Raw genomic sequence first — 22,481 nt, 5'->3', positions numbered from 1 at the left:
GATACTTTTGTCAAGTGATTGGCGCCGAACCGGTAGCAGGCCAAGCCCATGGCTGTGACTTTTCACACGTATGGGCGGGTGTGTCAGATGTATTGGCCCGGTTGCGTCGTATGTGGGCGCAGGGCAGCGTCCTGGTGAGCTGAAGCCGATCCCACTCCTGTCACCTGGTGCCAATACGTGTGATACCAAGTTGACCCGGCGCCAATACGTGAGAAATAGAGCGGCCAATACATGTGAAATACGGGCCGGTTTCAGGGCCTCTCGTGCCAATACGTGTGAAAAGCTACAATGGCCCCCGACCGCTGGTATGCGGGAGGCCCAAGTGCCACGCGTGAAATTGACAAAGGTATCATAACGTGATATTATTATCGTATATCTGCGGCGTTCATCCGCTCCCTATGGCGAGGTCCACAGATGCCATGTATCGACAATATGACACTCCAGGCCGCCCTGGGCAACCTGCGCCAGCCGCTTTCGGACGGCACCCGGCTCGGCAATCGTTGCCCTAATGGTTGTAGCAGCCCAACCGCTCGTGCCGCGATCATCAGGTTTATCCTGTGCGCCCTTGCACTCCACGCTCCTGCTGGGCGCGTGCTCGTTTCTGCGACCGCGCACGCGTTCCTTCGGCGCTAGCAGCTTCCCATTCCGCCGCAAAGGCTGGATGATTCTCGATCCATTGACTAAGCGTCTGCCGGGTAATACCTGCCGCTGCTGCCGCTTCCTCGCCCGATGCTCCGTCCCGGCGGGCTGTGAGCGTCCGCTCGATTGACTTGGGCCGCCGCCAATGGTCATGCCCCGTTCCTCAGCGCCGCCAGAAATGCTGTTTTTCGCTCGACCTCGCCCTACTGTCGCTCCTGCGCCTCGGGTACATCCGTGAGGAGCCGCACCAGAAGCCGCTGTGGATCACGTTCCCTGTAGATGCGCACGCCTCGTCGCTTCGCCGCTGCCCGCAGGTCGGCGGCGAGATCGGCGAGGTGCTCGCCTTCCTCCGGCACGATTTCATAGAACTGCATGTCCATGAGCTGGTCGAGCATCGCATCACCGCGCGCATCTCGTTGCCGGCGTGCGTGCTGGCGTGTAGTCTTTTCTTTGCTTGCGGCATCGTGCCACGCCTGCGCGAACGAAGGGTCCCATCGCCGCCGCCGCAGCGCCTCGCCCCACTGCCACCCGGCCTGCTCGGCTGCTGCCTTCGGTCGTACGCCTTGCGCCAGGGCCACGAGAAATGCCTCTGCCAGCGGCGCCTCACGCGTCAATGTTTCCTCACGCCTGTGGCGTAGCTGCTCCTCATACGCCTCGCGGACCATGGGAATGGTCTTGGTCCAGACCAACGCAATACCCGGCGCCACACCAACTGTGGCGGACGCCTCCACCAACGGCATATTGGCGCGCAGGGCAGCCGCAAGTTGCTCTTGCTGCTCGCGCGTATACGCTGTGAGCTGTTCCTGCCGGGGAAGTATTGCAGCAACCGACGACGCCAGTGTAAGCAGATCGCAGGCTTGCCCAAAGGGCGCATTCTGTACATGCACCTTTTCGACTGCCTCCAATGACACTCCGGCTACCTGCGCCGCCTCTGCCAACGACTGGCCGTCACGCCACGCGCGAAAGAAAGTTCCGACCCAGCCCGCACGGGGGTGTTCGGGCTCGATCTGCGGCGGAAGCGCTCGCGTAGCAACAACCGCTGCTGCAATCACCCGATTGAGCAGCGCCTCGAAGGCTGCGCGCCGTTCGGCCAGTGGAGTTGACTGAGAGGTACGCCAGACCTGGCGGAATAGCGGATTTTGCTGCTGCTCGGCACGAATCTGCTCCTCCGTTACACCGGCCTTCGCACGGGCAGCGTCTGCCGATTGACCGGCCAGCAGCGCGCCGAACAAGGTTGGGGCCCATGCGGGCATTTGCTGGCTGAACAATGTGGGGATAGGCTCGGGAGCAGAAATGGCTGTGGAGTCGGGCGCCGGCTCGGGAGCAGCGGTGTGCTTGATGAGCGCGAGATCCTGCGCCAGGCGCTGGCGCGCGGCTTCAATGGCTTCCCTGCACGCGTCACGGAATGCTGGATCGGCCGCAACGCGCTCGTAAAAACGTTGTTCGGTAATTCCTGCCTCTGAGCAGGCGTCTTGAAGCTGCCGACCACGCGCCAGCGCCGTGATCACCGCGCGCTGCCACTCTTCGTCGGGTGATGCGGAATCCTCACGCTCAGAAAGCTGGTGACCAGTGGACATTGTCAAGTATGACCCGCTCAGGCGCCATGACCGGTCGTCATGCGCAAACCTGCGAGCGGCGGCCTGCCGCGGGATAATGATAGTGACGACTCTAGCGATAGATGCGCGCTCGGTGGCGCGGAGGCAGATCGGCTACGCCAAGATTGTGCCACAGAAGTGGCCGCTTGTCCACAACGCAGCATGTGCGGCAGATCTACCGCCGCGCCGCCAGTAGCCGGTGAACACTCCAGGACCAGGCGACTTGAGGCCGGCGGCTCTGTATCCTGGCATATATGCCTCTCGGGCCGTGGCGCATAACTCCGCCACCACTTCGAGATTGGCGCAAAACCTCGCCACGACGCCCGTACGGATGAACGAGCGATTTACCGTCCTGGTGCTGCCGGCGCGATAGCAGGGGCACCAGAACCTCCCCAAGATGAAGCATAACCCCGTCTCTTCGAGACGGGGTTATGCTTCAAAACACAGGCCGCACCAACGCGACAACTCGACGGGATAGTGGCACAAGCTGTGATTGTAGCTCAGCGGCGGCGCTCGCCGCCGCTCGCGCGTCCCCCCTTCGGCTGTGCTTCCTCCCACGCAGCACGGAAGCGCTCGTTGGAGCGCCGGTGCTCGTAGACCGTGCCGACCGAAACGCCAGCGCGGCGCGCCGCCTGGTCGACGCGAGCGCCACGCCGGAGCGCCTCCAGGAACACCGCCTCCCAGCGCTGCGGCATGTCTCGCGGCGGCGCGGGCGGCGTGGCCTCCGCTGCATCGCGCGGCCGGGCCGGCTGCTCCCGCCCCGGCCCCTCACGGCGCCCGCCAGGCCGCTGGCGCTCCTCGCCCTGCGCGGTGCCGGACATGGCCGCGTTCATCGCCGCGCGGAAGATCGGATCGCTCTGCCACCGGTCGTAGACCGCTTTAGGCGCAATACCGATAGCGCGACACGCCGCGGCGACCGTGCCGCGCTGCTCCAGCGCCGTCAGAAACCCGAGCGCCCAGTCAGTTTCCTCGTCCGGCAGCGCATCCGCCTCCTCCACGCGCGACTCACCGGGCTCGATCGTCGCTGAGACAGTTGCTTCCGTAACATCCGGCTCAGCATCGATCTGCACAGGTGCGACGTTAACCGACGGGGGTTCGGCTGCCTCGCGCCCATCGACGGGTGACGCTACCTCTGGTGCAGGTGGCGGTGCCGTGGGCGTGGGAGCAGGCGCCTGGCGGGCCGCGCGTACCGCGCGCCCCTGCTCGGCAGCTCCCCCCCATGCCGCTTTGAAGACCCGGTCCTGCCGCATCCAGGTGTAGAGCGTTGTTCGCGAGATGCCGGCGGCTGCCTCGACCGCCTCGATCGCAGCACCTCCTCGCAGAGCTGCCAGCGCTTTCGCCTGGCGATCGCGCCGTTCCTCTCGCCGGACAGCCATGCGATCGTCGGCCGACAGAGCCGCGCGCCCGCGCGGACGCGGGGCAACCACGGGACGCCGCTCCAGTGCCTCCTGCCAGGCGCGCGCGAACGCCGCATCCTCGTTTCTTCGGCGTAGAGCCCGCTTCCACGACCACCCAACCTGCGCCGCCGCAGCGCGCGGCCCAGTTCCGGCCGCAAGCGCCTCCAGAAAGGCGTCCGCCAGCACGGCGTCGCGCGCGCGTTCACCCTCGACGACAGCGCTGCGCAATGTGGGCTCGGAGTGCAACCAGGATTGGAGGTGCTCTATGGGAACGCCGGCGGCCGCGGCCGCCGCCTCTGGCGTTCCCCCACCGCGCAACACCACAGCAGCGTCCTCGACGGATTGCCGGCGCCGCGCCGCGATACGCTGCTGGTAGGCCGCATATGCCTCGGCGACCGCCGGGATGGTCGCCGTCCAGACCGTGGCCAGATCCAGCGACACGCCAGCGGCGCGCGCCGCCGCCTCCAGCGGCTTGTCCGCGTTCAACTCTGCGGCAACACGCACCTGCTGTGCGCGCCATTGCTGCTCGCGAGCCGCCTGTGCCTGCGCCTGCTCTGCCTGGCGTTGCCGTGTAACGGCATCCCAGGCGGCGCCAAACGCCTGGTCGCTCTGCCGCTGGCGCCGGAGCGCGGCCGGCGAGGCGCCGGCGGCCTGTGCTGCCGCCACCGGGCTGGCGCCGTCGCGGTAGGCCGCAAGAGCGCGCTCGGGCCAGTCCTGCGCCGCGGATGTCCGCCGCGTCGCCGGCTGGTAAACATCATCAGGCGATGCCGGACGGTGAGGGGGGACAAAAATAGCGATCAGATCGCATGCCTGGGCAAATGCCGGATTACGCTCACGCTCTACCGCGACCGCCTGCTCGTCTACGTTCGCAATCCGCATCGCCTCTGTAATTGACCAGCCGTCACGCAGCGCGCGCAACAGCGCCCCCTGCCAGTCGGCGCGCGGCTGGGGCGCGCCCTCGCGCGGCGCGATGACGCGGGCGGCGACGACTGCGTCGGCAACGGCCCGGTCGAGCAGCGGCTCATATTTCTTCCGGCCGGAGCCCTCCGCCCCACTGGAGCTTGCGGCCTGAAACGCCTGGCGAAAGAGCAGGTTGCGCTGGCGCTCGCGGCGGACATCCGCGGCGGGCACGCCCGCCTCCTTATACGCCGCCTCCGGCGGCATGCCCTTCAGCAGCGCGTCAAACAGCGCCGGCGCCCAGGCCGGCAAGGCATGAGCAGGAACGCTGTCCGGCCGCGGCGTGCTCAGCGCGCGCGTATCTGGCGACGCCTCGTGCGCACCTACGCGCGCCGCCGCGATCGCCGCCAGACAGGCGTCGCGGAACAATAGATCGTGGGTGTAACTGTCGCGGAACTGCCGGACGCTGACATGCGCATCGGCGCACGCTGCCACCGGCGTCCTGCCTGCCTGCAAGAGCGCGATCACGGCGACTTGCCAGGATTGCAATGCCGCGGCGCCGTGTCCGGGCGCCACGGGAGTACGCGATGCCGACCGTGAGTCGGCCTCTCGGAGATATGTCATTGAAACTCCGCCTTATGTGGCTTTGTCACCTTCAAAACGCGCGAACATGCCGTGGGACAGCATGGCATGTTCAGAATGCACGTAAAGTGGCATACCAGTGGTGGTACGCACGCATCCAGATCTGGACGCGCGTGAGCAGAAATCTTCCGTCCAACGTACCGCAAGGGAATCCTGCCACACTTTTCGCCGATTGTCTAGGGGAATATGGAGCAATTACGGAGGAGTTCGGGGATCGATGTCCGACGACGGCAGTCCGTTGAGCGCCTGGTCCCAGCGCGCGCGGAATTCCCGGTTCTGCGCGCGCACACGGTAGACGAGCGAGGAGGCCACACCGGCCGCCAGACGCGCGCGGGTAATGTGTTTGGTCTCCGCGAGCGCCGATAAGAACACAGCTTGCCACGCGGGCCGCTGTCGAGGAACAGCTAGCGCCTCGTCCCAGAGCGCACGGAACTCTGCGTCCAGCGCGCGCACTCGATAAACGTAGGACGGCACCCGAGTGGCAGCGGCAATCGCGCGCGATACGTTCTGCTGCTCGGCCAGCATGCGTAGAAAGGTGCGCTGCCACTCAGATCGCGGCGCATCCGCCCGCACCTGGTTCCATTCGAGGCGAAAAGCTGGATCGCTGCGCCGTTGCTGATAGGCAAACGAGGAGGAGATCATCGCGGCCGCGCATGCGCGCTCGACACGTTCGCCGTCCCGCAGCGCCGCAATGAAGCGCGCGCCAGTCGGTCGGGCGCGGCAAACGCCGGCGCGCCCGCGGCCCTGGGCGCGCAACGAAACCACGGTCAGACATTGGCGTACCTCCACGCGTGCCATGGTCAGCAATGAGTAGACCATGAGCGCGCCGGACGCCCAGCGGCCACGTGTTAGGCCGGTTGCTCGGCGGGCCGAAGCGCGTCCCACGCCCGGGCAAACTCCGCATCCTGCCGTCGCGTGCGGTACGCGGTGCGGTGCGTGACGCCTGCGCGCGCGCAGGCGTCGACAATGGTGCGGCCCTGCCGCAGGTGGTCGAGAAATACCGGGCGCCAGTCCAGCCGCAATCGCGCCTCGGCGACAGCGGCCTCCCAGGCCGTGCGGAACGCCTCATTCTCGGCGCGACAGGTGTACGCCCACGAGCGCGTTACGCCGGCCGCGGTCGACGCCTGCTCGACGGTCTCGCCGGCGCGGATCTGCGCAAGGAATAGCTCGGCCCAGGGCAGATGTGTGGTGTCAGTGGTTGTGGTTGGTGCAAGCATCATTGCGCTTTCTTGATCTGAATCTACCCCTATGGATACATCCAAGGGATTCTGGTGGCAACTCGACGCGCTCCGCGCAGGCTCTCGCGCATGACGCTCACGAGGAACGTTATGCGCTACAGCATCCTGGCCCTCACGCGCCAGCGTGCCAGCTTTCCCGACGATCCGCTCCGACCTGCTGTCCACAGCGGGCAGCAGGTGGGCGTCCCCAGTGGGAGCACCGCTCGCGGATTGTTCGCGCGCCCAGGCGACAAACGCCTGGACGCCGATCGGTCTCGATGCCGCCGGGAGGCGCGATTCCGCACTCGCCCAGGCCGTTTTGGCCTGAGCCGCATCGAGCCGCCAGGACGGGCCAGAAGGCCCCTCCACGGCGATGGAGAAGCGCGCAAGAAAGGCCGAGAACACATCCCGCTGCACGGTGATGCCACAATCGCAGCGGTGGACGCGCTCGGACAAACTCTTGCGCGCGACACTACCGCACAGACAGGTTTGCGAGAGCCTGAGCAACGTGGGAATGACGGTTACACTTGCGCCGGCGCTTTCAGCCTTGCGCGTCAGGACACTCACAAACGTCGCTGGGGCCGCCTGTCCGACGGCTTTGCCGAATGTTCGTTGAAAGCTCTTGTAGTTGTTCCGCTCGATACGAATGTCGCTACCAAGTGCCAGGAGGGCATTGGCAAGCTGGCCGTGCAGGCTTTTCCGCTGGGCCACCTCCTTGCGTCTAGCCTCTGCCAGCTTCTGCTCGTTGTCACACTGGTTCTGACTGATAACCCAGCGCTTTCGGCCTGGACGTACCCGCCCATCGGGCAGGTAGTTCGTGGGGTTGTTGGCCCGTCGTTGGCGGTCGATCTGACGTTGGATGCAGCGCTGCTGAGTACGAGACTGCTTGAGTGGTGTGGTCAGGTCGATCTGTGCGCCCCAATCCGCCCCGGCAAGACCGAAGGTGCGCGGGCCTGGATCGATTCCGATTACACCGTCCCCGACCGTGTTTTGTGGTTTCTGATAGGGCTGGCCAGCGCAGATGAGTTGCACGAAGAAGCGCTGGTGCCCGTTCAGCGTGCGCCGCACGATCCGCACGCGCTTGATTGGACACATGAGCGCGTGCGTGACCACAGTGTCATCGGTAGGAATGCGGGCACGCAGTCTGAGGTTGCCCCACACCACCGCGCCATCGCGCCAGCGTAGACCCTGTTTATTGGTCTTGCCCTCGACGCTGTGGAACTGGCCTTTGCCCTTGAACCGTGGTCGCCCGCGAACGCCGAGCTGATACTGGCGCACGGCGTTCCATGCCCGCGTGGCGACGGTCTGGATGGTGTTGGCATCGAGGTGCTTGCCCAGCCAGGAGCGGCCAAACTGTGTGGCGTAAGCGTGCAGGTCGTACTCGCGCAACCGAAACTGCGCGTCCAGGGCGTGGAAGACTTGTTGGCGCTCCTTCCTGCGCAGTCGCCGCGCTGTCTGAAACGCTTTCGATTGGCGCAGCAGATTGAGCCGCTTCACGCTTTCGCCCAGCACCACGTTATACACCTGCCGCGCGCAGTCCAAGCGGATCAGCAACTGCCGCTCGTCGGCGCCGGCTAGCACGAGTGGTAGCTCGCAGACAAAGGTTGGGGTTGTGGTGTGGGGCATATGGATACTCGCTCAGATGTTCGGATGGTCACAGTTTACTACAGTTTCACCGCATTGGCAAGCCTCAAACAGTACCATAAGGTCTCAGGGCTGCGCCTTGTTGCTACCGCGCCGACCTATTTCGTGTGCCCCGCCGCCCGTTGTCTGGGGCGGGCGATCGACGCCGCATGATGTTCAGGCAGGTCGCGCCACCTGCAAGCGCGATTCCTGACGCCGAATCACTGCGGGCCGCATAGCGTGAGTCGCCGCACGAGAGCCGATCGGGGTTCCTAAAGCAGACGCGCACGCCTGCCTCCTCGCCGCCCAATCGGGCGGCCCGTCGCTTGACAGACGGCCGGTGCGGCCGCCACACATGGTGAGAACGATCAGCAAAGCACCGCACGCCATACGGTTACGAGGATAATATCACCTTATGATGCTTTTGTCAAGGTATCTGGGCACTGTCCCAGATCCGCGCGATGCGCCGGCGGCGTGACACCATCAGCGACTGTCAGGGCCCGCTCAATGCGTTCGGCCAGCGCGTCAGCGAGGTCGCCGGGAAAGGTCAAAGGGATCGAGATGGGAACGGGCGAAGCATCGGGCTGGCAGAACAACGCCTGCCCGGGAGCGAGAAGGGCTGGGCCATCCCACATGCTCGGGGCGAGACCGGCAGACATCGCAGCTCGCGGGCCGGCGGCGAGGCAATAACGCGCCGCAGCGCGCTCCACCAGGCTGCGGCCACTCAGCGCCCAGCGTTCAAAATCATCTGCGGCCAGCAAACATCCGGCAAGCACAATGTAGAGATCGAGCGAGGCCCCGGAAGTGATCAGCCGCGCGACTGTGCGGCGCGCTCGCGGGCAGTTCGCTGCCAGCTCCGGCCAATCGTCGACGACGAGAAGTATCGGCGGACCGCCGCGCACATGCCCCTGCTGGCGCGCCGACAGCTCCGCGTCGAGCACGCCGGCCAGCGTGTCGATTTCCGGCCAGGTGCTGGCTATCGTGGCCCCCGCAGTGGCCCGGCCGTCCAGGAGATGGCCCGCGCAATCCCACAGCACAAGATTGATACCGTGCAGCGCCGCCTGCGCGGCGAGGAACCGGAGCAGAACAGTCTTGCCAGCCGAGCGGCGGCCGATGATGAGCGCGGGGAACACCTGCGCAAAGCGGCCAATGAGCGGCAGCGCCCCAACGAAGCCGGCGGTCAGGCACTCGGGAAAGGGACGCCACCCGTGCGTGCGCAGATCGGCGAACGTGCGTGTTTCAGGCATGTTCAGAGGCTCCTGGTGCATCGTTCCGTGCGACATGAACGGCGTGAACATGATATACGCTCACGCCGTTCGTGTCGCGCGCGTCGTATCTACGCTGCGACTGCGACCGCCTCCACCGGGATCGCTGCCGGGGTTATCTCGGCAGGCGCCGCTTCAGCCGGCGCCGCGCTGGCAGCGGTGACGAGCAGGACATCGCTGGTCAGCACCGCGGCGGCGGCTGCCTGCAATTCGACGACGCCCTGCTCGATGTCCTGGGTCCAGAGACCCAGGAGATCGCGGTAGGTGATTGCGCGCTCTTTGAGCTGCCGGTACTCGACCAGGCGGGCCGCAATTGTTTCTCCCTTCACGGTTCCCGGCTTGGCGTCTATGAAGCGCTGGAGGTCAAGTCGCATCGCATGCAGGTCGGCATCCAACTTGACTTTGGTGGCCTTCGTAAGCTGCTTGCGCCACTGGGCCTCGTCAGGAACCCCCAGCACCGTCATAAACGGCTTGTAGCGCGACGTCGTCGGCAGCGCGGCAACCAGCCGCGCGAGGCGGTCCACCGCGTCCTCCTGGTCGGCAAGCACGAAGTAGCACCCGCCCTTTGTGCCCATATCAACCGGACTGAGCGACTGCACGATCTCCACGAGCATCCGGCTGATGTCCTTCCCGACGATCGTGCGCTTGGCCTGATCCCAGTGGGGCTGGATCTCGGCCAGGATCTTGTCGCTCTGCGTCACCTGGTCGACGCCGCGCCGGTCGGTGGTTGGAATCACCATGCCGGACTTTTTGTGCAGCAGGAAGCGCAAATTGGTGTCGTGGCTAAACCCGAGCGAGGCCATATCGACCTCCTCAGTCACCACCCCAAACACGGCGTAGTCGCTTGTGGCCGGCGACGAGACGCGCACCAGTGTGCGCTGCTGGACATTCTCCCGCCCGCCGCGGCTGCTCGTCTGCACGTCATCGTCGTCATCCTCGCCCATGGCGCCGTCTGCGCCGCCACGCACCGCGCCGCGCGCCTTCAGCCAGTTCTCAATGCCGCGCCGCAGCGCGTTCCGCTTGGTCGGCTTGGACGGCATGTAGGCGCGGAAACCGGCCAGGTCCAGCAGCGCTTCCAGGTCCGCATAGTCAATCTGCACGCCCCGTGCATACCAGGAAATGACAAACCCCAAAATGGGGTAAGCCCGGCTGGCCGCCGCGATGTCGGCGGCGGTCATGCTCGTGCGGTTGGTGTTTCGCGATGCTCTCGGTGTCATCGCTGTACTCCTCGTATTGTTATCGTTCCCTTGAGCCATAGCGTTTTCTTGCGTTTTATTGGTACGACCAAACGACTGTGCGCCCACGCTCCAGTAAACGGCAATCTCGCGGGCGCGCGGCGGTAGGCTCACCAGGCACTCGTTTGAACGCCACATACCCGTTTGAGTAGATGCTGTTGATCTGTTTGACCCAGCGCCCCTTCACTCGTACGATGTCTCCCTTCCGAAAGCCCGCCAGCTCCTCGTTCACCTGGTAGCGCACGCGCCCCTGGCCTTTGCGCGGCAGGTCGTGAAACCGCCTCCTGGTCTGCCGGGGCCGGAAAGCGATCCGGTAGGTGTTCGGACATTCAGGGGTGACTATCTCACCACTCCCGAGCGTGGCAACACACAGAGCGTCTATCGTATGCGTCTTTGCCAGCCCTCTTCTCTTCCGAAAAGCGCTGGTCTCGTACCCAAACACCGTCACGAACGGGGCGGATGCTCTGAGGCTCGCATAGAGATACGTTTTGCCCTGCATACTCCGCTGGGCGATCTGGTCGAGACGGCCCGACACCCCGGTCACTTGGAGCGTGATGGTGCCGGCGTGAACCTTCTCGTGACAGGCTTCGCACAGCGTCAGGAGATTGGCGAGCGTGCCCTTGCCGCCATGCTCCCGGTAGACGACATGGTGCGCTTCCAGGCGGCAGTTGCGTTTGCCGCAGTGCCGGCAGGTATAGCCGTCACGCATCAGGCAGGCGATCCGCAGGTTTTCGTCCAGGCGGGTCGGGTCCTGGTAGCGGCTGCCCGCAAGCGTCGGGTCGTTCAGCCGGGCAATGTCCACCTGCACGTCCTCGACCACAATCTGGCTGATCGGCAGCGGGAGCTGCCGAACCACCCGGATCACCTCCTCCACGTTGGTCTTGATCGAGGGCGGCAGCCGCCCGCTGCGTTTGCTGGAGGCACGATTGGCAAAGCGCGCTGGCCGATACCACTTCCGTAGGCGCCGGCTGCGGCGGTGCGCGCGGCGAGTGTCGAGCTTTTCCTTCACATCGCGGCGGTGGTGGATCTCGGCGGCCAGCAGCACGACGCCGTTGCTAACGCAACTGAGGCCGGTCACACTGCTGCCCTTGTCGATCCCGACCACCACCTCCTGCACATGTCCCTCACACTGCCAGGTGAGTTGGATCGTGAAGGGGGAACGAGCGACCATCCTGGCCTTGCCCGCCCGTAGCAGCTTGCGCGCTTTGGCAGGAGTACAAGGCATGAGCAGCGTCCCATCTTGATTGCGAACATAGACCTTCATGTGGCTCTAAGCCCTCCTTGCGGAGTAAGATGCTCCTCGCGAGTGTTCAACGGGGTTGTCCTGCGACAGTCACGTTACCCTTTCGGTTTCCTTAAACTGCCGCCACAGAGCTTCAGACTGGAGCAAACATCCGAAGGTGTGATCAACCCGTCAAACTGCTGCGTGATTGTTCACGCCCGCTGGTAGCTCCATGACCATAACGCAAGGTAACGCTATGGTTTTAGGAACTATGTTTATGTTGCTAGATCGCGAAAATGTCGTTCAGGACCGGCAGATCCTGGCTCAGGTCGTCGAGTGTCAGCACGGCGTCCGAGCAGAGCGATAGTTCCCCCATCCCCTGCGTCGTGCCGATAAGCACGCCGTACGACCGCATCTCCATCGCCTTACGAGCGGCGTTGAACTCGGCGAGCACCGTACGGTCGATACGGGTCAGCCCGTCAGTCAGCACGATGACGTCCGCCTTCGGCTGCGAGGTCTGCACCAGATCAGTTGCCTTGCGCATCCAGGGCTCAAAGCGGGTGTCGCTGCCGTTGTAGAAATGCTCCGCGCACCGCAGCGTGTCCTGATACGGCCCCTCGCCGTTCGGGAACACGTCCACGCGGAGCTGGCCCTGCTCGGCGAAGTGCAGCACCACCAGGTCGCGCTTCTGGAGCCGCGCGATCGCCAGAAAGGCCAGCAGCGTTCCACCCGCCCACACGGTCTTCGGGTAGGGGCCGCACGGCCCGCTCATGCTGCCGCTCTCGTCGACGGCGACGATCACCGGTCCCTGGCCTTGCGGCTGACGGCCGATCAGCTCCCACTGCATCAGGCTGCGCTCGGCCATGCCTTTGTAAAAGAGCAACTCAGTCTCTCTCAGCATCAGCAGCGCCAGCTCAGAGGGCAGCAGTAGCGCGGGGTCGTTACCGAAGGTGATGCCGGCCACTTCCGTCGGCGGGTAGGGCACTTTAGTCGCCTGCACGTCGAGCGCAATCGTGATCTGGCGCCCGGCGATCGCCATCATCTGCTTGAGGCGGCGCGAGCCCTGGACCATCTTCGCGAGCGCGATCCGATCCTTGGCGGTGAACTGCTGGCCGCTCCCGCCCCCACCGCCGTAACCACCACCGAACACGCGCACCGCCTCGGCCTCTTCGGCGATCTCGTTCATTGCCTGCTTGAGCCCGGCACGCGCCGCGCGGCGCAGCGCTTCCTCCCGCGCCTCGTCCTCGGCTGTCAGCGCGGCGGCGGCCTGTTCCATCTCAGCCTGCACACTCTCGGCGCGCGCGCGCTCGGCCTGCTCAAAGAGTTCACGGGCGCGGTCGCCCTCAGCCTGCTCGATCAGGTCGGTCAGCGCCGTGGCCTGGGCGAACAGCGCGGCAGCGCCCGACTCCAGCTCGTGCAGCCGGTTGACGTCCGCGACCGTCGCCGCGTCCAGCGCCTGGATGGCGCCGTAGGCAACCCCCAGGGTCGCCATCGCCGAGGCGATCGGGTCGCCCGACGTCCCAGCCGCGCGAGTCTGCCGCCACTCGGTTGTCCCGAGGATTTGCTCGACAATCTGACGATTGATGGCGTGCGCCGGGGTCAGCGCCACGATCGGCCCGATCGCGGGCGACGGCTTGTAGAAGCTCCAGAAAACATCGCGAAACAACGGTAGCGCGGTGATCAGGCGCCTGCTCGCGCCTTCGACCGCCTCGCGCAGCTTGCCGTAATCGCGTACGGCCGCGTCCCACGCCTCGACGTCGTACCCGTCGTGCCGGATGACCTGGGAGCCATCCGCGATCGCCTGTGGGACGAACAGCGGCGGAAAGGTGCCGAACAGACCGGTATCCTCTGGGAGATCGAGGGCGGGCTCATCGACCACGCCCTGCATCGCATCGATCATCACGGCCTCCTAGAGCACGTACTCCGACAGCTCTTTGCGCCAGCCCTGCACCGCATCCAGCGCGCGCTGGATCTTGGTCGGGTTCATCGCCTGCTGCTGCGCCTGGGCCAGCAGCGCCTCCAAGCTCTGGGCTGTCTCCTTGAGCTTGCCGAGGGCCTCGACCGTCGCGTTCATCTTCCGGCCAGAGTCCAGGTCGGTGTCGGCCTGGGCCGCGATCGCGGCGTCATAGGCCGTCTTGGCCTGGTCGCGCTTGTCGACCGCGGCAACCGCCAGCGGGTTGCCCAGTCGCTCGACGACCTGCGCGATGGTGACGCGCTGCTCGCGCGTGGTCCAGAACATGTTGGTATAGACGGCGATGTCATCGTTGGTCACGATGCCGCGACCATCGAGCAGCGCGTTGACGCGCAGCGCGTCCTGGCTCTGCCGCCAGCGCCGGTCGGAGACGTAGATACCTTTGCCGCCCAGCTCGTCGTAGAGCTTATCCAGCGTCGCGAGCACGCTCTGCGGAATCGGGACGTGGGCGGCGACCCACATCAGCGAGAATAGCTCGTCCTGACCCACCACGACGGGCGGCGGCGCGAGCGTAAGCAGGCCGTGCCGGGACGCGAAGACGGGCATGTTGTGCGCCAGCACCCGCAGCATCTGGCCCGACGGTCGGTTCGCCGTCAGCGCCATCAAGCGCGGGAAGTTTGCGCGGCTGACGTAGTTAATCCACAGACGAAAGGTGAATCTGTCGTAAAACGCCATCGTGTCTGGCGTCTGAGGTATTTGGTTCGAGGCCGCGAAGATCGAGATCAGCGGAGCGCGCTCGGTGCGATTGCCGTTGTCGAACTCGCGCTCGTTCATGAGCCGGAGCGTCGCCTGCGTAACCGCAGGCCCCAGATTAAAGCACTCATCTAAGAATGCGAGCTGCGCCGACGGCATATAGCCGGTCGTCAGACGCTCATAGATGTCGCGCGGGAGCTGCGAGAGGCGTAGCGGGCCGAGCAGGTCCTCCAGCTTGGTGTGCGGCGAGCACAGCGTGATGAACTTGCTGAGGTCGAACGCCTGCGCCAGCAGCAGGATGAGGAGCGATTTGGCGGTGCCGGGCGGACCGATTAGGGCAGCGTGCTGGCCGCTCAGCATCGCGATCAGCGCGACACGCGTGGCCTCCCCACGCTCGATCAGTTCGGCGCCCAGCCACGCCTCGATCTGCGCGACCTTCGCGAGCGGCGCCGCCAGGGGCGTGAGGTCCAGCGGACGACTATCGAGCGTCGTACCAAGTGTCGACGGAACGAGGATCTGCGGCGCCGCAAGCGCGGCCGCCACCGGCGATGCTGGCTCGGCCAGCATGAGATCCGAGCCGGGGGGAGACTGGACCGGGACAGCAGTCGCAGCCATCGAAGGCTCCTTTATTGGTGATTGGAAGGCGGTTCAGCGACGGGCGCATACGCGTCCGCATCACCACTGATAGTATCACATCATCACATAAATGTCAAATACTAAAAATGTTATTTCACACACTCATATCTTTACGTTTTTACATTCGTGTGGTATGATACAGAGAGCGCCGGCCCGTGCTCCTCATTGTAGGCGCCTGGCTGGCATCATTACAGTTCGCGCGGAACATCCGCGCCAGCCCGGGAGCATAGTTATGACTGGCAAGAAAAAACCCACGGGCACGTTGGGCAGGATGGCAGCGCCGACATCTGGAGCCAGCAGCGGCCCGCCTGGGATTATCGCCTCTCCCGAACAAGACCTGTCGACTGACACCGTCAACGTGGCCGTTTCACGGCCGATCCTGCTGCGGATCAAGCGCTACGCGCTCATCCTTCAGGAACAGGGCGGCCCTGGCACGCAGCGCGCGGTCGCCGAGCGTATGCTGAACGCCTACCTGGACGGCGCCAGTCCACCCATCGACCTGCCCCGGACGGAGCCGGTGGTGCAAGCGCCGAGCGGCACGATCGCCCTCGGCCGTGCCCTGGTGCTGCGTCTCAAACGCTACACGCTCGACCTGGAGGAGCAACTCGGCCGCACCGTCGCCATGCGCGAGGTTGCCGACGCGATTTTCAATGCGGCCCTCGATAAGGCGGGAATCCCGGCCGGGCCGGGGTCTCAGCGGTAAGCGGCCCGAGAGGCGCCTGGGCCGCGCCGACATATTTCTACACGCATAACGTCACTAAGTCATCCTTACACCGTATACAAATCGTATATCAAGCGATTAGAATGCGGCGGAAACGCCGTGCTATACTGCGTGCGAGAAAACACAAATCGTTCTGCCGAGGAGGCTCGCGCATGCAGAAAATGGATTTCATTGCGGAAGTCGCTCGCCACACCGGGATGAGCCAGAAGGCCGTCAGTAAGGCGCTGAATGGGGCCATTGACGTTATTACCCAGGCGCTGATCAACGACCAGCGGGTCACCTTGACCGGCTTCGGCACTTTCGAGGTGCGCCGACGCTCGGAGCGCGGGGGCGTTCATCCGAAAACACGGCAGCGGATGACGATCGCCGCGACCAAAACTCCGGGGTTCACTCCCGGCAACGCCCTGCGCGAAGCGGTGCGTGCAACCAACGAGGTTGAAGCCATTCACTAGCCCTCGCCGCTACGACGCCAAAAACAGCGCGGGTCCTGTGAGATGTCTCACAGGACCCGCGCTGTTTGACGTCGCTATCCCCGCGCCTTTTCCGGCAGCTCCGCTGGGCCCTCCAGATCGATCGCGGTCGGCGCATCCTCGCGCAGCCCCGGCACCACCAGCCAGAGCCACATGCGGCACTTGAACAGGCGCAGCGGCAAGAGATGCTCGGGAAACTGCTGCCTGCCATGGCCCTGCCAGTGCTCCAGGCTGCCGAGTTTCTGCTTGGCGCATGGGGGACACAAATCGCCGGGCGCGCCTTTATCGATGCTGTACGTCTGCGCCTGCGTGTCTAACGGCTTCGGGTCCGGGATACGGCCATCGACGGCGTACGGGCAGGGCTGGCCGCCCAGGTCGGCGACGAGCTGGCCCGAGCAGACCAGGTCATCCGGGAGTATCACGCCATCGAAACAGAGAAACAGCGCTTTTGCTTGTGTCATACGTTTCCCTGGAAACGGCGGCGGGGGCGGAATTCCGCCCCCGCCGTCGCCATCCTCTGTAGCTACAGCAGCTCCTCGCGGCGGCTCGCACGGCTCGGGCGGGCACCCGGCACCGTGGCGCGCGCCCCGCTGGCAGCCACCGGCGCACCGCGCGGAGGGCTGGGCGGCTGAGCGGATGGACGATCCGCGGCGTGGCGAGCGGCCGGCACATCCTGCGAGCCAGCGCCATCGCTACCGTCGTCGAACGACGCCTCCTGGGGCAGCCCGCCGTTGCGCTGGTAGCGCTGCGCCCAAAGCTGGATGCCACTAAACAGTGACTCGGCCTGCTTGTGGATCTCCGGCTTGCGCCACATGCCCCGCACGTACGACTTGGTTATCGTTCCCGGGTGCGCGGACGCGAACGTGTACACCGTGGTGGACGAGCCGCCCTTCTGCGGATTGCGCGACGTCCACTCGACCTCGCAGCCCAGGACCAGCGGCAGCACCAGCTCATGGAACGTCACCTCCTCAGGCCGGTTGTCGCGGAAAGCATCCGCGGCCTCACAGACGCGGCGGTGGTCCACGAGCGCGTCCATCAGCACGTCCGACGTGTTCGAGCTGACCCCAAGCTGGACCAGGACGGGGATGACGATCCAGGTGATCGGCGCACTCTGGCCGGCCGCGCGTTCCTCGGCCAGCGTGAGGAGCAGCGCGCGGGTCGTCTCGGGCTTGTCGGGGTCGATCGTCACGCCATCGGCAAGGTTCGGCAGCGCGAGAAAGCCGCGCACAGCCATCGACGACTTCTCGCCGTCCAGCCAGCGCAGGCCGATGCCCGCCTCGGCCGCCGCCGCCATCATCGCCGGGTCAAGGGTAATTGAGGAGACCTTGTCGGCCGGAGGGCCGGCGGTGATCGGGTGCAAACCGATAAAGGCGCCAAGCATCCAGTCCTGAGTGATTGTCGTCTGCCGGCCGTTCTTGGCCGGGTGAAAGAACTCGATCCGCGGCACGCCCGCGGCGTGCATGGCGCGGTCGAACTCCTCGTTGCGCCCGGATTCCACGTGGAAGTTGGGCCACTGCGACCAGCTTCTTTCGCCAAGCTCGCGCCACTTCCCGCGCCCGTTGTCCCACTGAATGATGGCCGGCTGCGGCTGCTTGACGGTCCGTCCGATCGGTGCCATGGCTCGTACCTTTCGTCATTCGCCGGGGCGCGCATGGGCGCCCCCGGACGTTATTCGTTGCTCTTATTGTTTATACACCGTTTGAGGACGACGATCAGAGCAGCGGGTCTTCCTTGTCCTGACCGGCGGCAACCGTCGCGCGGCCGATCGCGCCGCGGCGCACTTGGGCGGGCTCAACTGGGGCGGCGGCTGGCACACGGCCGTTTGCGCCCCGATCCTGGCGCGACGCGGGCTCGGCGGCCTGCCCCACCAGCGCTTTCAGGCCGTCGATAAACGCACTGGCCTGGCCCTTGGTCATGCCGGCCAGGTCGATCTCCTGCTCCTGGGCATAGGCGGCGAGCTGCTCGCCCGACCAGCCAAGTTGCTCCTGGAGCGTGGCGATGTAGTTGCGCTGCTTGTCCGAGGCCGGGGCGTCGGGTTCGCGCATGCGGATCTGTGGCGGGACGGCCGGCATTCCGGCGCGGATCTCGTCAATCTGCTGCTCGGCGGTGGCCCGCTGCGCGGCGAAGATGCGCCAGCCAAGATCGACGGCCTGGGCGATCTCCTCGTCGGTAGCGTCGATCGGCAGAACGACCGTCTCTTCCAGGGTGACGAAATCCTCGCCGAGGCGGATGGCTGCGCGGTAGGTACGCGAGACGAGGGGGGCCTGCTCGGTTGCGGTTTTGGACGTTGCCATAGCGGTCTGCTCCTTCCGTGTGCGTTGGTGTGCGTCGAAAATGCGTTGATGTGCGTCGTGGATGCTAGCCTCAGGATGTGGCGCGCGGCCGGGCGAGAACCGATTCGGCCGGAAGCTCCAGCTCAAGCTCGACCCGCACGGTGAGCGTGCCACTCGGGCCGCGTACGCCAACCACCACGCCGCTCAGGCCGGGCGTGGCGCCGGCGAGGACCAGCGCGGGCGTGATGGCGTCGAGCGGGATGATAGCCTCATCGCCGGGGGTCCCGTCTCGGCCAGCGCTGTCGCTGATTGTTGGAAGCGCGCTCTGCTGCATACTCTCTCTCACCAGAACGAGACGGGAACGATTCTGTTCCCGTCTCGTGACTACGACTGACGCTGGCGGCTGCCGCGGAGACCGTCGATAGCCTCGGCCACGCTGTCCTCGATGAACGCCTGGATCGACGCCACATCGAAGCGCCGGCCGAGCGCCTCGTCGACGAAGATACCGACGCACAGCGACACCGCGGCAATCAATGCCTCCCGTCCGAAGTAGTAGGTTGCAAAGGCGCTCGCAAGCACCAAAAGCACGATAACTGCGCGCTGTCGCATGGTCGATACCTCCTTTCCGCGACCTTCAATAATCACTCCATGAGTCTATCACATATTCACATTATTGTCAAGATGTGATTTGACAAAAATATGAACGTGTGATAAAATCAGTCCGCTGGACAACGTTGTAGGAGGCTCTATGCAGGTCAAAGATGCCACAGCAGAATCGCAGGAGACAGCCAGGAGCCTGCGTGAGCAGCTCGGAACGCTTCCGATCTACATCCTGGCGTTCCTGTACGTGTCGGCGCATAAAGCGCGCTGGCTGTGGGTTGTGTTCTTTATATTCTGCGTGCTCGTGCCCTTCATCATCGCCGAGCACCCATACATCTCCGCCCTGCTGGTCCTCGGCGGCTTTGGCTGCATCGTCGCCGTGACCCTCCCCAACCACACACTTGGCCGCACATCTCAATCGCGTGAGCCGGCCGACGTGCGTGGGGTAGATACGATTGAGGCCGGGCGCTAGCGCACGAGCGGCGCGCTGGCGGAGAGAAAGGACGCCTGATATGGCCAATGATCAAGCACAACCGATCGCCCTCGAAATCCTCGCCGCGCGTGTGATCGCGCAGCGCGCCCTTGATCGGCTGGCGCAGGAACTGGCCACGCGGCGCCCCGCGTTCGCGGAGGTGCTACGCGCGGACCTGCAACGTCCGCCTGGCCAGGGCCGGGCCAGCATGCTCGGCGGCGTCCGCCCTGTCGAGCGCATCGTCAGCTTCAACAACGTCGAAGGCCAGGTGGAGACGCCAGTGCCTGGCGGCCAGCTTCCGATCGTCCAACTCCTCGTCGGCGCGCAGCCGCTCAGCCTGGGCGTGATCGCGCGCACGGACGCTGACGACGACGCCGATGCTGACGCGGGAGCGGACGTGCTCGACGAGCTGCGCTGGGCGCCGCTGGCCGCAATCGACGGCCGAACCGCGACATCTACGCATGCGCCGATTCCGCTGACCGAGCGGGTCGATCCGCACGTGTTTCCGCTGATTGACGTCGTCCTTCAGATCGTCGACGCCGGCATGCGGGAGGTGGGGGGATAGCGCGGGCCATTCGTTTGGGCGCGTGTCCACGCTGAGGGTCGGCTGTAAACGGCTTACAGCCAAACACGATGACGCCCCGGCAAGACTGTCCTCTCGCCGGAGCGCCATCCGGTCGCACGGTCCTTGTTGCGAGCGGCGCCACGTTTGGCGCGGCGCGCCGCTCGCCCCGCACGTTGATAGAAAGTATACCGCATCATGCCAGTCCAATGCACGCGCCGGCCATTACCGTTCGCGCTCCTGCTCATCCTCGCACTGCTAGTGCTGCTGCCCACTCAGGGGCGGCCCGTTGTGGTCGCCTACGACCCGCCCGGCGATGACCCGGGGCCGACGACTGGCCTGGGCAGCTCGTCCGATGAGGGCGACCAGGCGCCATAGTCGGTGCGGCCTGGCAACGAGGTGATTCGCCGAGGGAGCCGCAAAAAAATCGGGGCCAGCCAGAGGACGAGTCCACCGGGAAGAAATGGAATGGCTGCCAGGCCGCAAACACGCCTCCCGGAGCAGCAATTCTCGATCCAACAACTCAGTTGCGATGCAGAAGTGTTTTATGACCGACCAACTATCGCTCACTCACCACCGCGCCGGCGACGGCGCGTCCACTACGGCAGCGCCAGGGCCTAGCATAGCGCTGCGCGCGATCATGGACGCGCGGGGGCGCACGGGCCTGCTCAGCGATGAGATCGAGCAGCTCCGTGAAATCCTGCGCGCGATCGCCGGCGAGGCCGGCTGGCTCGACGCCCTCGCGCTTGCCGCCGATCACCCGGAGCCGATGGGCCTCATCTGGGCGCTCCTGGAAGAGGTCCCCGACCAGTATGTCGAGAGCTGCGCGCCGCAGCTCTCGCGTCTCACCGATCTCTCCCTGCCCGTCGAGCCGCTGGCGCGGCTGCTCGGGCATCTTTCTCGCCGCACACCAGCCGCAGATGTGGCGGCCGCCGCCGCGCAGATCGCGCCGACGAGCAGCAGCCTGACTCAGCGCTTCGCGGTGCGCCTGCTGGCGCGGGCGCTCGATAGGCGCCCGCGCGACCAGATCGTGCTCACCCTCCGCGCGCTGCGCGATGGGGTCGTCCGCGAGCTGCTGGTCATCCGTCTGGCCGCTGGCCAGCCGCAGGCGTTCCAACGAAATTGCTGGAGCTCCGTCTGCGCCGGCCTCGACGATCAGACCCCGGCCTGGCGCCTCTTACAGCTCGCCCCACACGTGCCGCGCGCGTTTGTCGTCCACCTGGCGCAGCGGGCTCGCGCGCTCGCGAGCCCGGTTGAGACGGTCGAGGTGCTGTGCGCGCTCGCGCCGCGGAGCGCAAGCCCGGCCGCTCAGATCCGCTCAGCGCTCTCGGTCGCACACAACCTGCGCACGCTGATGCGTGGCGAGCCGCCCGAGACGATCGCCGCGGCGCAGCGTCAGGCGCTAGAGTGCGTGGCGGCCGCACTCGACGCGGCGGGCATGGGAGCTGGCAACCACGTGCGGCTCAGCGCCATCCGCCAGGCCGGCCTAATCCGCAGCGGGTACGAGCGCAATGCCGTCCTGGAGGCGCTCCAGGCGCCTGAGAGCGTGGAGGTGGGGTAATGGCGCGAGGAAGACAGGTCACGCCGCCACCAGTGACGCCGGCCAGCGCGGCCGGCGGCGCGTGTCCCCACTGCGGCGCCACGCCGACAGTCCCGCGAAGCGACGGTCTCGTGCCGATCTGCCAGACCTGCATGCTCGGCTGCTCCACCGAGGAGCCGGGCGATGGGAAGGCAGGCGCGGCGGCCTTCGGCGTGCGCAGCGACAGCACGCTGGCCACGCGGATGTACGCGGCGATCCCGCTGTGGGTTCTGCATCTTCAGGAGTTGGACGACGCGCAGTTCTGGGCTACGTGGCGGCGCTGGGTGGTCGAGGCCAACGAACTACCGGTCTCGGAAGCCATCCTCTACCCGGACGCGAACCGCGCCGAGGCCGAGCAGCATTTCGCGGCCTACGCCAAGGCGATCGCCGCGCTCTCCTTCTGTGAGGGCGGCGTCCCCATATTTGGCCGCCGCTGGGAGAGCAGGCGCCCGCCCGGGGCACGGGCCGTGCCCACGTTGCAGCCTCCCGCCGCGCGCGGCCGCACACCATCAATACGACAACGGAGACCGATACGGTCAGGAACCCAGGACTAAAGCACCTGGGCTTGTGAGGAAGCCTGAATGCCATCAGGTGACCGCGCATCGCAAGTCCTGTACTAGCCGCCACGGGCTATCCCGTGGGACACCGAACTGAGCCGGCTGGGCATGGCAGCCCAGACAACGATCGGGACGCCTCCCTAATCTCGATCCACTTGGCCGACCAGTGGCGAAGGGATACACAGCCCCCGCAAGGGGAGAAGGACGAGTAATC

Annotated in this window: 21 protein-coding genes; 7 read left to right on the top strand and 14 right to left on the bottom strand. The window is 65.7% G+C overall.

Annotated features, from left to right (window positions below; genetic code table 11):
- Positions 1-842: 842 nt before the first annotated feature.
- The 9 genes from M1P90_RS35815 to M1P90_RS35775 all read right to left on the bottom strand — a co-directional run bounded on the left by M1P90_RS35815 (position 843) and on the right by M1P90_RS35775 (position 15,012).
- Positions 843-2,222 (bottom strand): hypothetical protein, encoded by a 1,380-nt coding sequence (locus M1P90_RS35815; RefSeq protein ID WP_483705868.1) that lies wholly within the window; start codon positions 2,220-2,222, stop codon positions 843-845.
- A 512-nt stretch (positions 2,223-2,734) separates the two neighbouring features.
- Entirely contained in the window at positions 2,735-5,152 is a 2,418-nt protein-coding gene (locus tag M1P90_RS35810; RefSeq protein WP_483705866.1) for a hypothetical protein, read from the bottom strand.
- A gap of 213 nt (positions 5,153-5,365) precedes the next feature.
- Positions 5,366-5,989, bottom strand: coding sequence for a hypothetical protein (locus tag M1P90_RS35805; protein ID WP_483705864.1), 624 nt, complete (start codon positions 5,987-5,989; stop codon positions 5,366-5,368).
- 29 nt (positions 5,990-6,018) lie between these two features.
- On the bottom strand, positions 6,019-8,013 hold the full coding sequence (locus tag M1P90_RS35800) for an RNA-guided endonuclease InsQ/TnpB family protein (protein ID WP_483705862.1): 1,995 nt from the start codon (positions 8,011-8,013) through the stop codon (positions 6,019-6,021).
- 410 nt (positions 8,014-8,423) lie between these two features.
- On the bottom strand, positions 8,424-9,257 hold the full coding sequence (locus M1P90_RS35795; RefSeq protein WP_483705860.1) for a hypothetical protein: 834 nt from the start codon (positions 9,255-9,257) through the stop codon (positions 8,424-8,426).
- A gap of 89 nt (positions 9,258-9,346) precedes the next feature.
- On the bottom strand, positions 9,347-10,453 hold the full coding sequence (locus tag M1P90_RS35790; protein ID WP_483705858.1) for a DUF6744 family protein: 1,107 nt from the start codon (positions 10,451-10,453) through the stop codon (positions 9,347-9,349).
- A gap of 94 nt (positions 10,454-10,547) precedes the next feature.
- Complete coding sequence (iscB, locus tag M1P90_RS35785) at positions 10,548-11,774, bottom strand: RNA-guided endonuclease IscB (protein ID WP_483705856.1); 1,227 nt, start codon at positions 11,772-11,774, stop codon at positions 10,548-10,550.
- Between the two features lie 241 nt (positions 11,775-12,015).
- Positions 12,016-13,632, bottom strand: coding sequence for a vWA domain-containing protein (locus M1P90_RS35780; RefSeq protein ID WP_483705854.1), 1,617 nt, complete (start codon positions 13,630-13,632; stop codon positions 12,016-12,018).
- A 9-nt stretch (positions 13,633-13,641) separates the two neighbouring features.
- Positions 13,642-15,012 (bottom strand): AAA family ATPase, encoded by a 1,371-nt coding sequence (locus M1P90_RS35775; protein ID WP_483705852.1) that lies wholly within the window; start codon positions 15,010-15,012, stop codon positions 13,642-13,644.
- Between the two features lie 253 nt (positions 15,013-15,265).
- Here M1P90_RS35775 and M1P90_RS35770 point away from each other — a divergent pair, with 253 nt between their 5' ends.
- Both M1P90_RS35770 and M1P90_RS35765 read left to right on the top strand, forming a co-directional pair.
- Positions 15,266-15,736, top strand: a complete 471-nt coding sequence (locus M1P90_RS35770; protein WP_483705850.1) for a hypothetical protein — start codon at positions 15,266-15,268, stop codon at positions 15,734-15,736.
- Positions 15,737-15,906: 170 nt separating this feature from the next.
- Entirely contained in the window at positions 15,907-16,206 is a 300-nt protein-coding gene (locus M1P90_RS35765; protein WP_483705848.1) for an HU family DNA-binding protein, read from the top strand.
- 74 nt (positions 16,207-16,280) lie between these two features.
- On the opposite strand, the gene M1P90_RS35760 is transcribed toward M1P90_RS35765, so the two are convergent.
- The 5 genes from M1P90_RS35760 to M1P90_RS35740 form a co-directional block, all read right to left on the bottom strand.
- Positions 16,281-16,685 (bottom strand): hypothetical protein, encoded by a 405-nt coding sequence (locus M1P90_RS35760; protein ID WP_483705846.1) that lies wholly within the window; start codon positions 16,683-16,685, stop codon positions 16,281-16,283.
- 62 nt (positions 16,686-16,747) lie between these two features.
- Positions 16,748-17,842, bottom strand: a complete 1,095-nt coding sequence (locus tag M1P90_RS35755; protein ID WP_483705844.1) for a hypothetical protein — start codon at positions 17,840-17,842, stop codon at positions 16,748-16,750.
- Between the two features lie 94 nt (positions 17,843-17,936).
- Complete coding sequence (locus M1P90_RS35750; protein WP_483705842.1) at positions 17,937-18,518, bottom strand: hypothetical protein; 582 nt, start codon at positions 18,516-18,518, stop codon at positions 17,937-17,939.
- A gap of 70 nt (positions 18,519-18,588) precedes the next feature.
- Positions 18,589-18,831 carry a hypothetical protein gene (locus M1P90_RS35745; protein ID WP_483705840.1) on the bottom strand — a complete coding sequence of 81 codons (243 nt, stop codon included), beginning with the start codon at positions 18,829-18,831 and terminating at the stop codon, positions 18,589-18,591.
- 50 nt (positions 18,832-18,881) lie between these two features.
- Complete coding sequence (locus M1P90_RS35740; RefSeq protein ID WP_483705838.1) at positions 18,882-19,106, bottom strand: hypothetical protein; 225 nt, start codon at positions 19,104-19,106, stop codon at positions 18,882-18,884.
- Positions 19,107-19,245: 139 nt separating this feature from the next.
- On the opposite strand from M1P90_RS35740, the gene M1P90_RS35735 reads away from it, so the two are divergent.
- The 5 genes from M1P90_RS35735 to M1P90_RS35715 all read left to right on the top strand — a co-directional run bounded on the left by M1P90_RS35735 (position 19,246) and on the right by M1P90_RS35715 (position 22,264).
- Complete coding sequence (locus M1P90_RS35735) at positions 19,246-19,569, top strand: hypothetical protein (protein ID WP_483705836.1); 324 nt, start codon at positions 19,246-19,248, stop codon at positions 19,567-19,569.
- 40 nt (positions 19,570-19,609) lie between these two features.
- Complete coding sequence (locus M1P90_RS35730) at positions 19,610-20,134, top strand: hypothetical protein (protein ID WP_483705834.1); 525 nt, start codon at positions 19,610-19,612, stop codon at positions 20,132-20,134.
- A gap of 195 nt (positions 20,135-20,329) precedes the next feature.
- Positions 20,330-20,509 carry a hypothetical protein gene (locus M1P90_RS35725; protein ID WP_483705832.1) on the top strand — a complete coding sequence of 60 codons (180 nt, stop codon included), beginning with the start codon at positions 20,330-20,332 and terminating at the stop codon, positions 20,507-20,509.
- Positions 20,510-20,678: 169 nt separating this feature from the next.
- Positions 20,679-21,692 (top strand): hypothetical protein, encoded by a 1,014-nt coding sequence (locus M1P90_RS35720; RefSeq protein ID WP_483705830.1) that lies wholly within the window; start codon positions 20,679-20,681, stop codon positions 21,690-21,692.
- A gap of 110 nt (positions 21,693-21,802) precedes the next feature.
- On the top strand, positions 21,803-22,264 hold the full coding sequence (locus M1P90_RS35715; protein ID WP_483705828.1) for a hypothetical protein: 462 nt from the start codon (positions 21,803-21,805) through the stop codon (positions 22,262-22,264).
- Positions 22,265-22,481: the final 217 nt, after the last annotated feature.

This window comes from Kouleothrix sp. 19917 (genome assembly GCF_057073505.1).
This window is presented reverse-complemented; position numbering and strand designations above follow the sequence as displayed.

Coding starts and splice junctions, on each gene's coding strand:
- M1P90_RS35775 (WP_483705852.1), bottom strand. CDS start 15,012: ATGGCTGCGACTGCTGTCCCGGTCCAGTCTCCCCCCGGCTCGGATCTC.
- M1P90_RS35740 (WP_483705838.1), bottom strand. CDS start 19,106: ATGCGACAGCGCGCAGTTATCGTGCTTTTGGTGCTTGCGAGCGCCTTT.
- M1P90_RS35735 (WP_483705836.1), top strand. CDS start 19,246: ATGCAGGTCAAAGATGCCACAGCAGAATCGCAGGAGACAGCCAGGAGC.
- M1P90_RS35720 (WP_483705830.1), top strand. CDS start 20,679: ATGACCGACCAACTATCGCTCACTCACCACCGCGCCGGCGACGGCGCG.
- M1P90_RS35750 (WP_483705842.1), bottom strand. CDS start 18,518: ATGGCAACGTCCAAAACCGCAACCGAGCAGGCCCCCCTCGTCTCGCGT.
- M1P90_RS35770 (WP_483705850.1), top strand. CDS start 15,266: ATGACTGGCAAGAAAAAACCCACGGGCACGTTGGGCAGGATGGCAGCG.
- M1P90_RS35730 (WP_483705834.1), top strand. CDS start 19,610: ATGGCCAATGATCAAGCACAACCGATCGCCCTCGAAATCCTCGCCGCG.
- M1P90_RS35790 (WP_483705858.1), bottom strand. CDS start 10,453: ATGACCGCCGCCGACATCGCGGCGGCCAGCCGGGCTTACCCCATTTTG.
- iscB (WP_483705856.1), bottom strand. CDS start 11,774: ATGAAGGTCTATGTTCGCAATCAAGATGGGACGCTGCTCATGCCTTGT.
- M1P90_RS35800 (WP_483705862.1), bottom strand. CDS start 8,013: ATGCCCCACACCACAACCCCAACCTTTGTCTGCGAGCTACCACTCGTG.
- M1P90_RS35760 (WP_483705846.1), bottom strand. CDS start 16,685: ATGACACAAGCAAAAGCGCTGTTTCTCTGTTTCGATGGCGTGATACTC.
- M1P90_RS35805 (WP_483705864.1), bottom strand. CDS start 5,989: ATGGTCTACTCATTGCTGACCATGGCACGCGTGGAGGTACGCCAATGT.
- M1P90_RS35755 (WP_483705844.1), bottom strand. CDS start 17,842: ATGGCACCGATCGGACGGACCGTCAAGCAGCCGCAGCCGGCCATCATT.
- M1P90_RS35810 (WP_483705866.1), bottom strand. CDS start 5,152: ATGACATATCTCCGAGAGGCCGACTCACGGTCGGCATCGCGTACTCCC.
- M1P90_RS35780 (WP_483705854.1), bottom strand. CDS start 13,632: ATGATCGATGCGATGCAGGGCGTGGTCGATGAGCCCGCCCTCGATCTC.
- M1P90_RS35795 (WP_483705860.1), bottom strand. CDS start 9,257: ATGCCTGAAACACGCACGTTCGCCGATCTGCGCACGCACGGGTGGCGT.
- M1P90_RS35765 (WP_483705848.1), top strand. CDS start 15,907: ATGCAGAAAATGGATTTCATTGCGGAAGTCGCTCGCCACACCGGGATG.
- M1P90_RS35725 (WP_483705832.1), top strand. CDS start 20,330: ATGCCAGTCCAATGCACGCGCCGGCCATTACCGTTCGCGCTCCTGCTC.
- M1P90_RS35745 (WP_483705840.1), bottom strand. CDS start 18,831: ATGCAGCAGAGCGCGCTTCCAACAATCAGCGACAGCGCTGGCCGAGAC.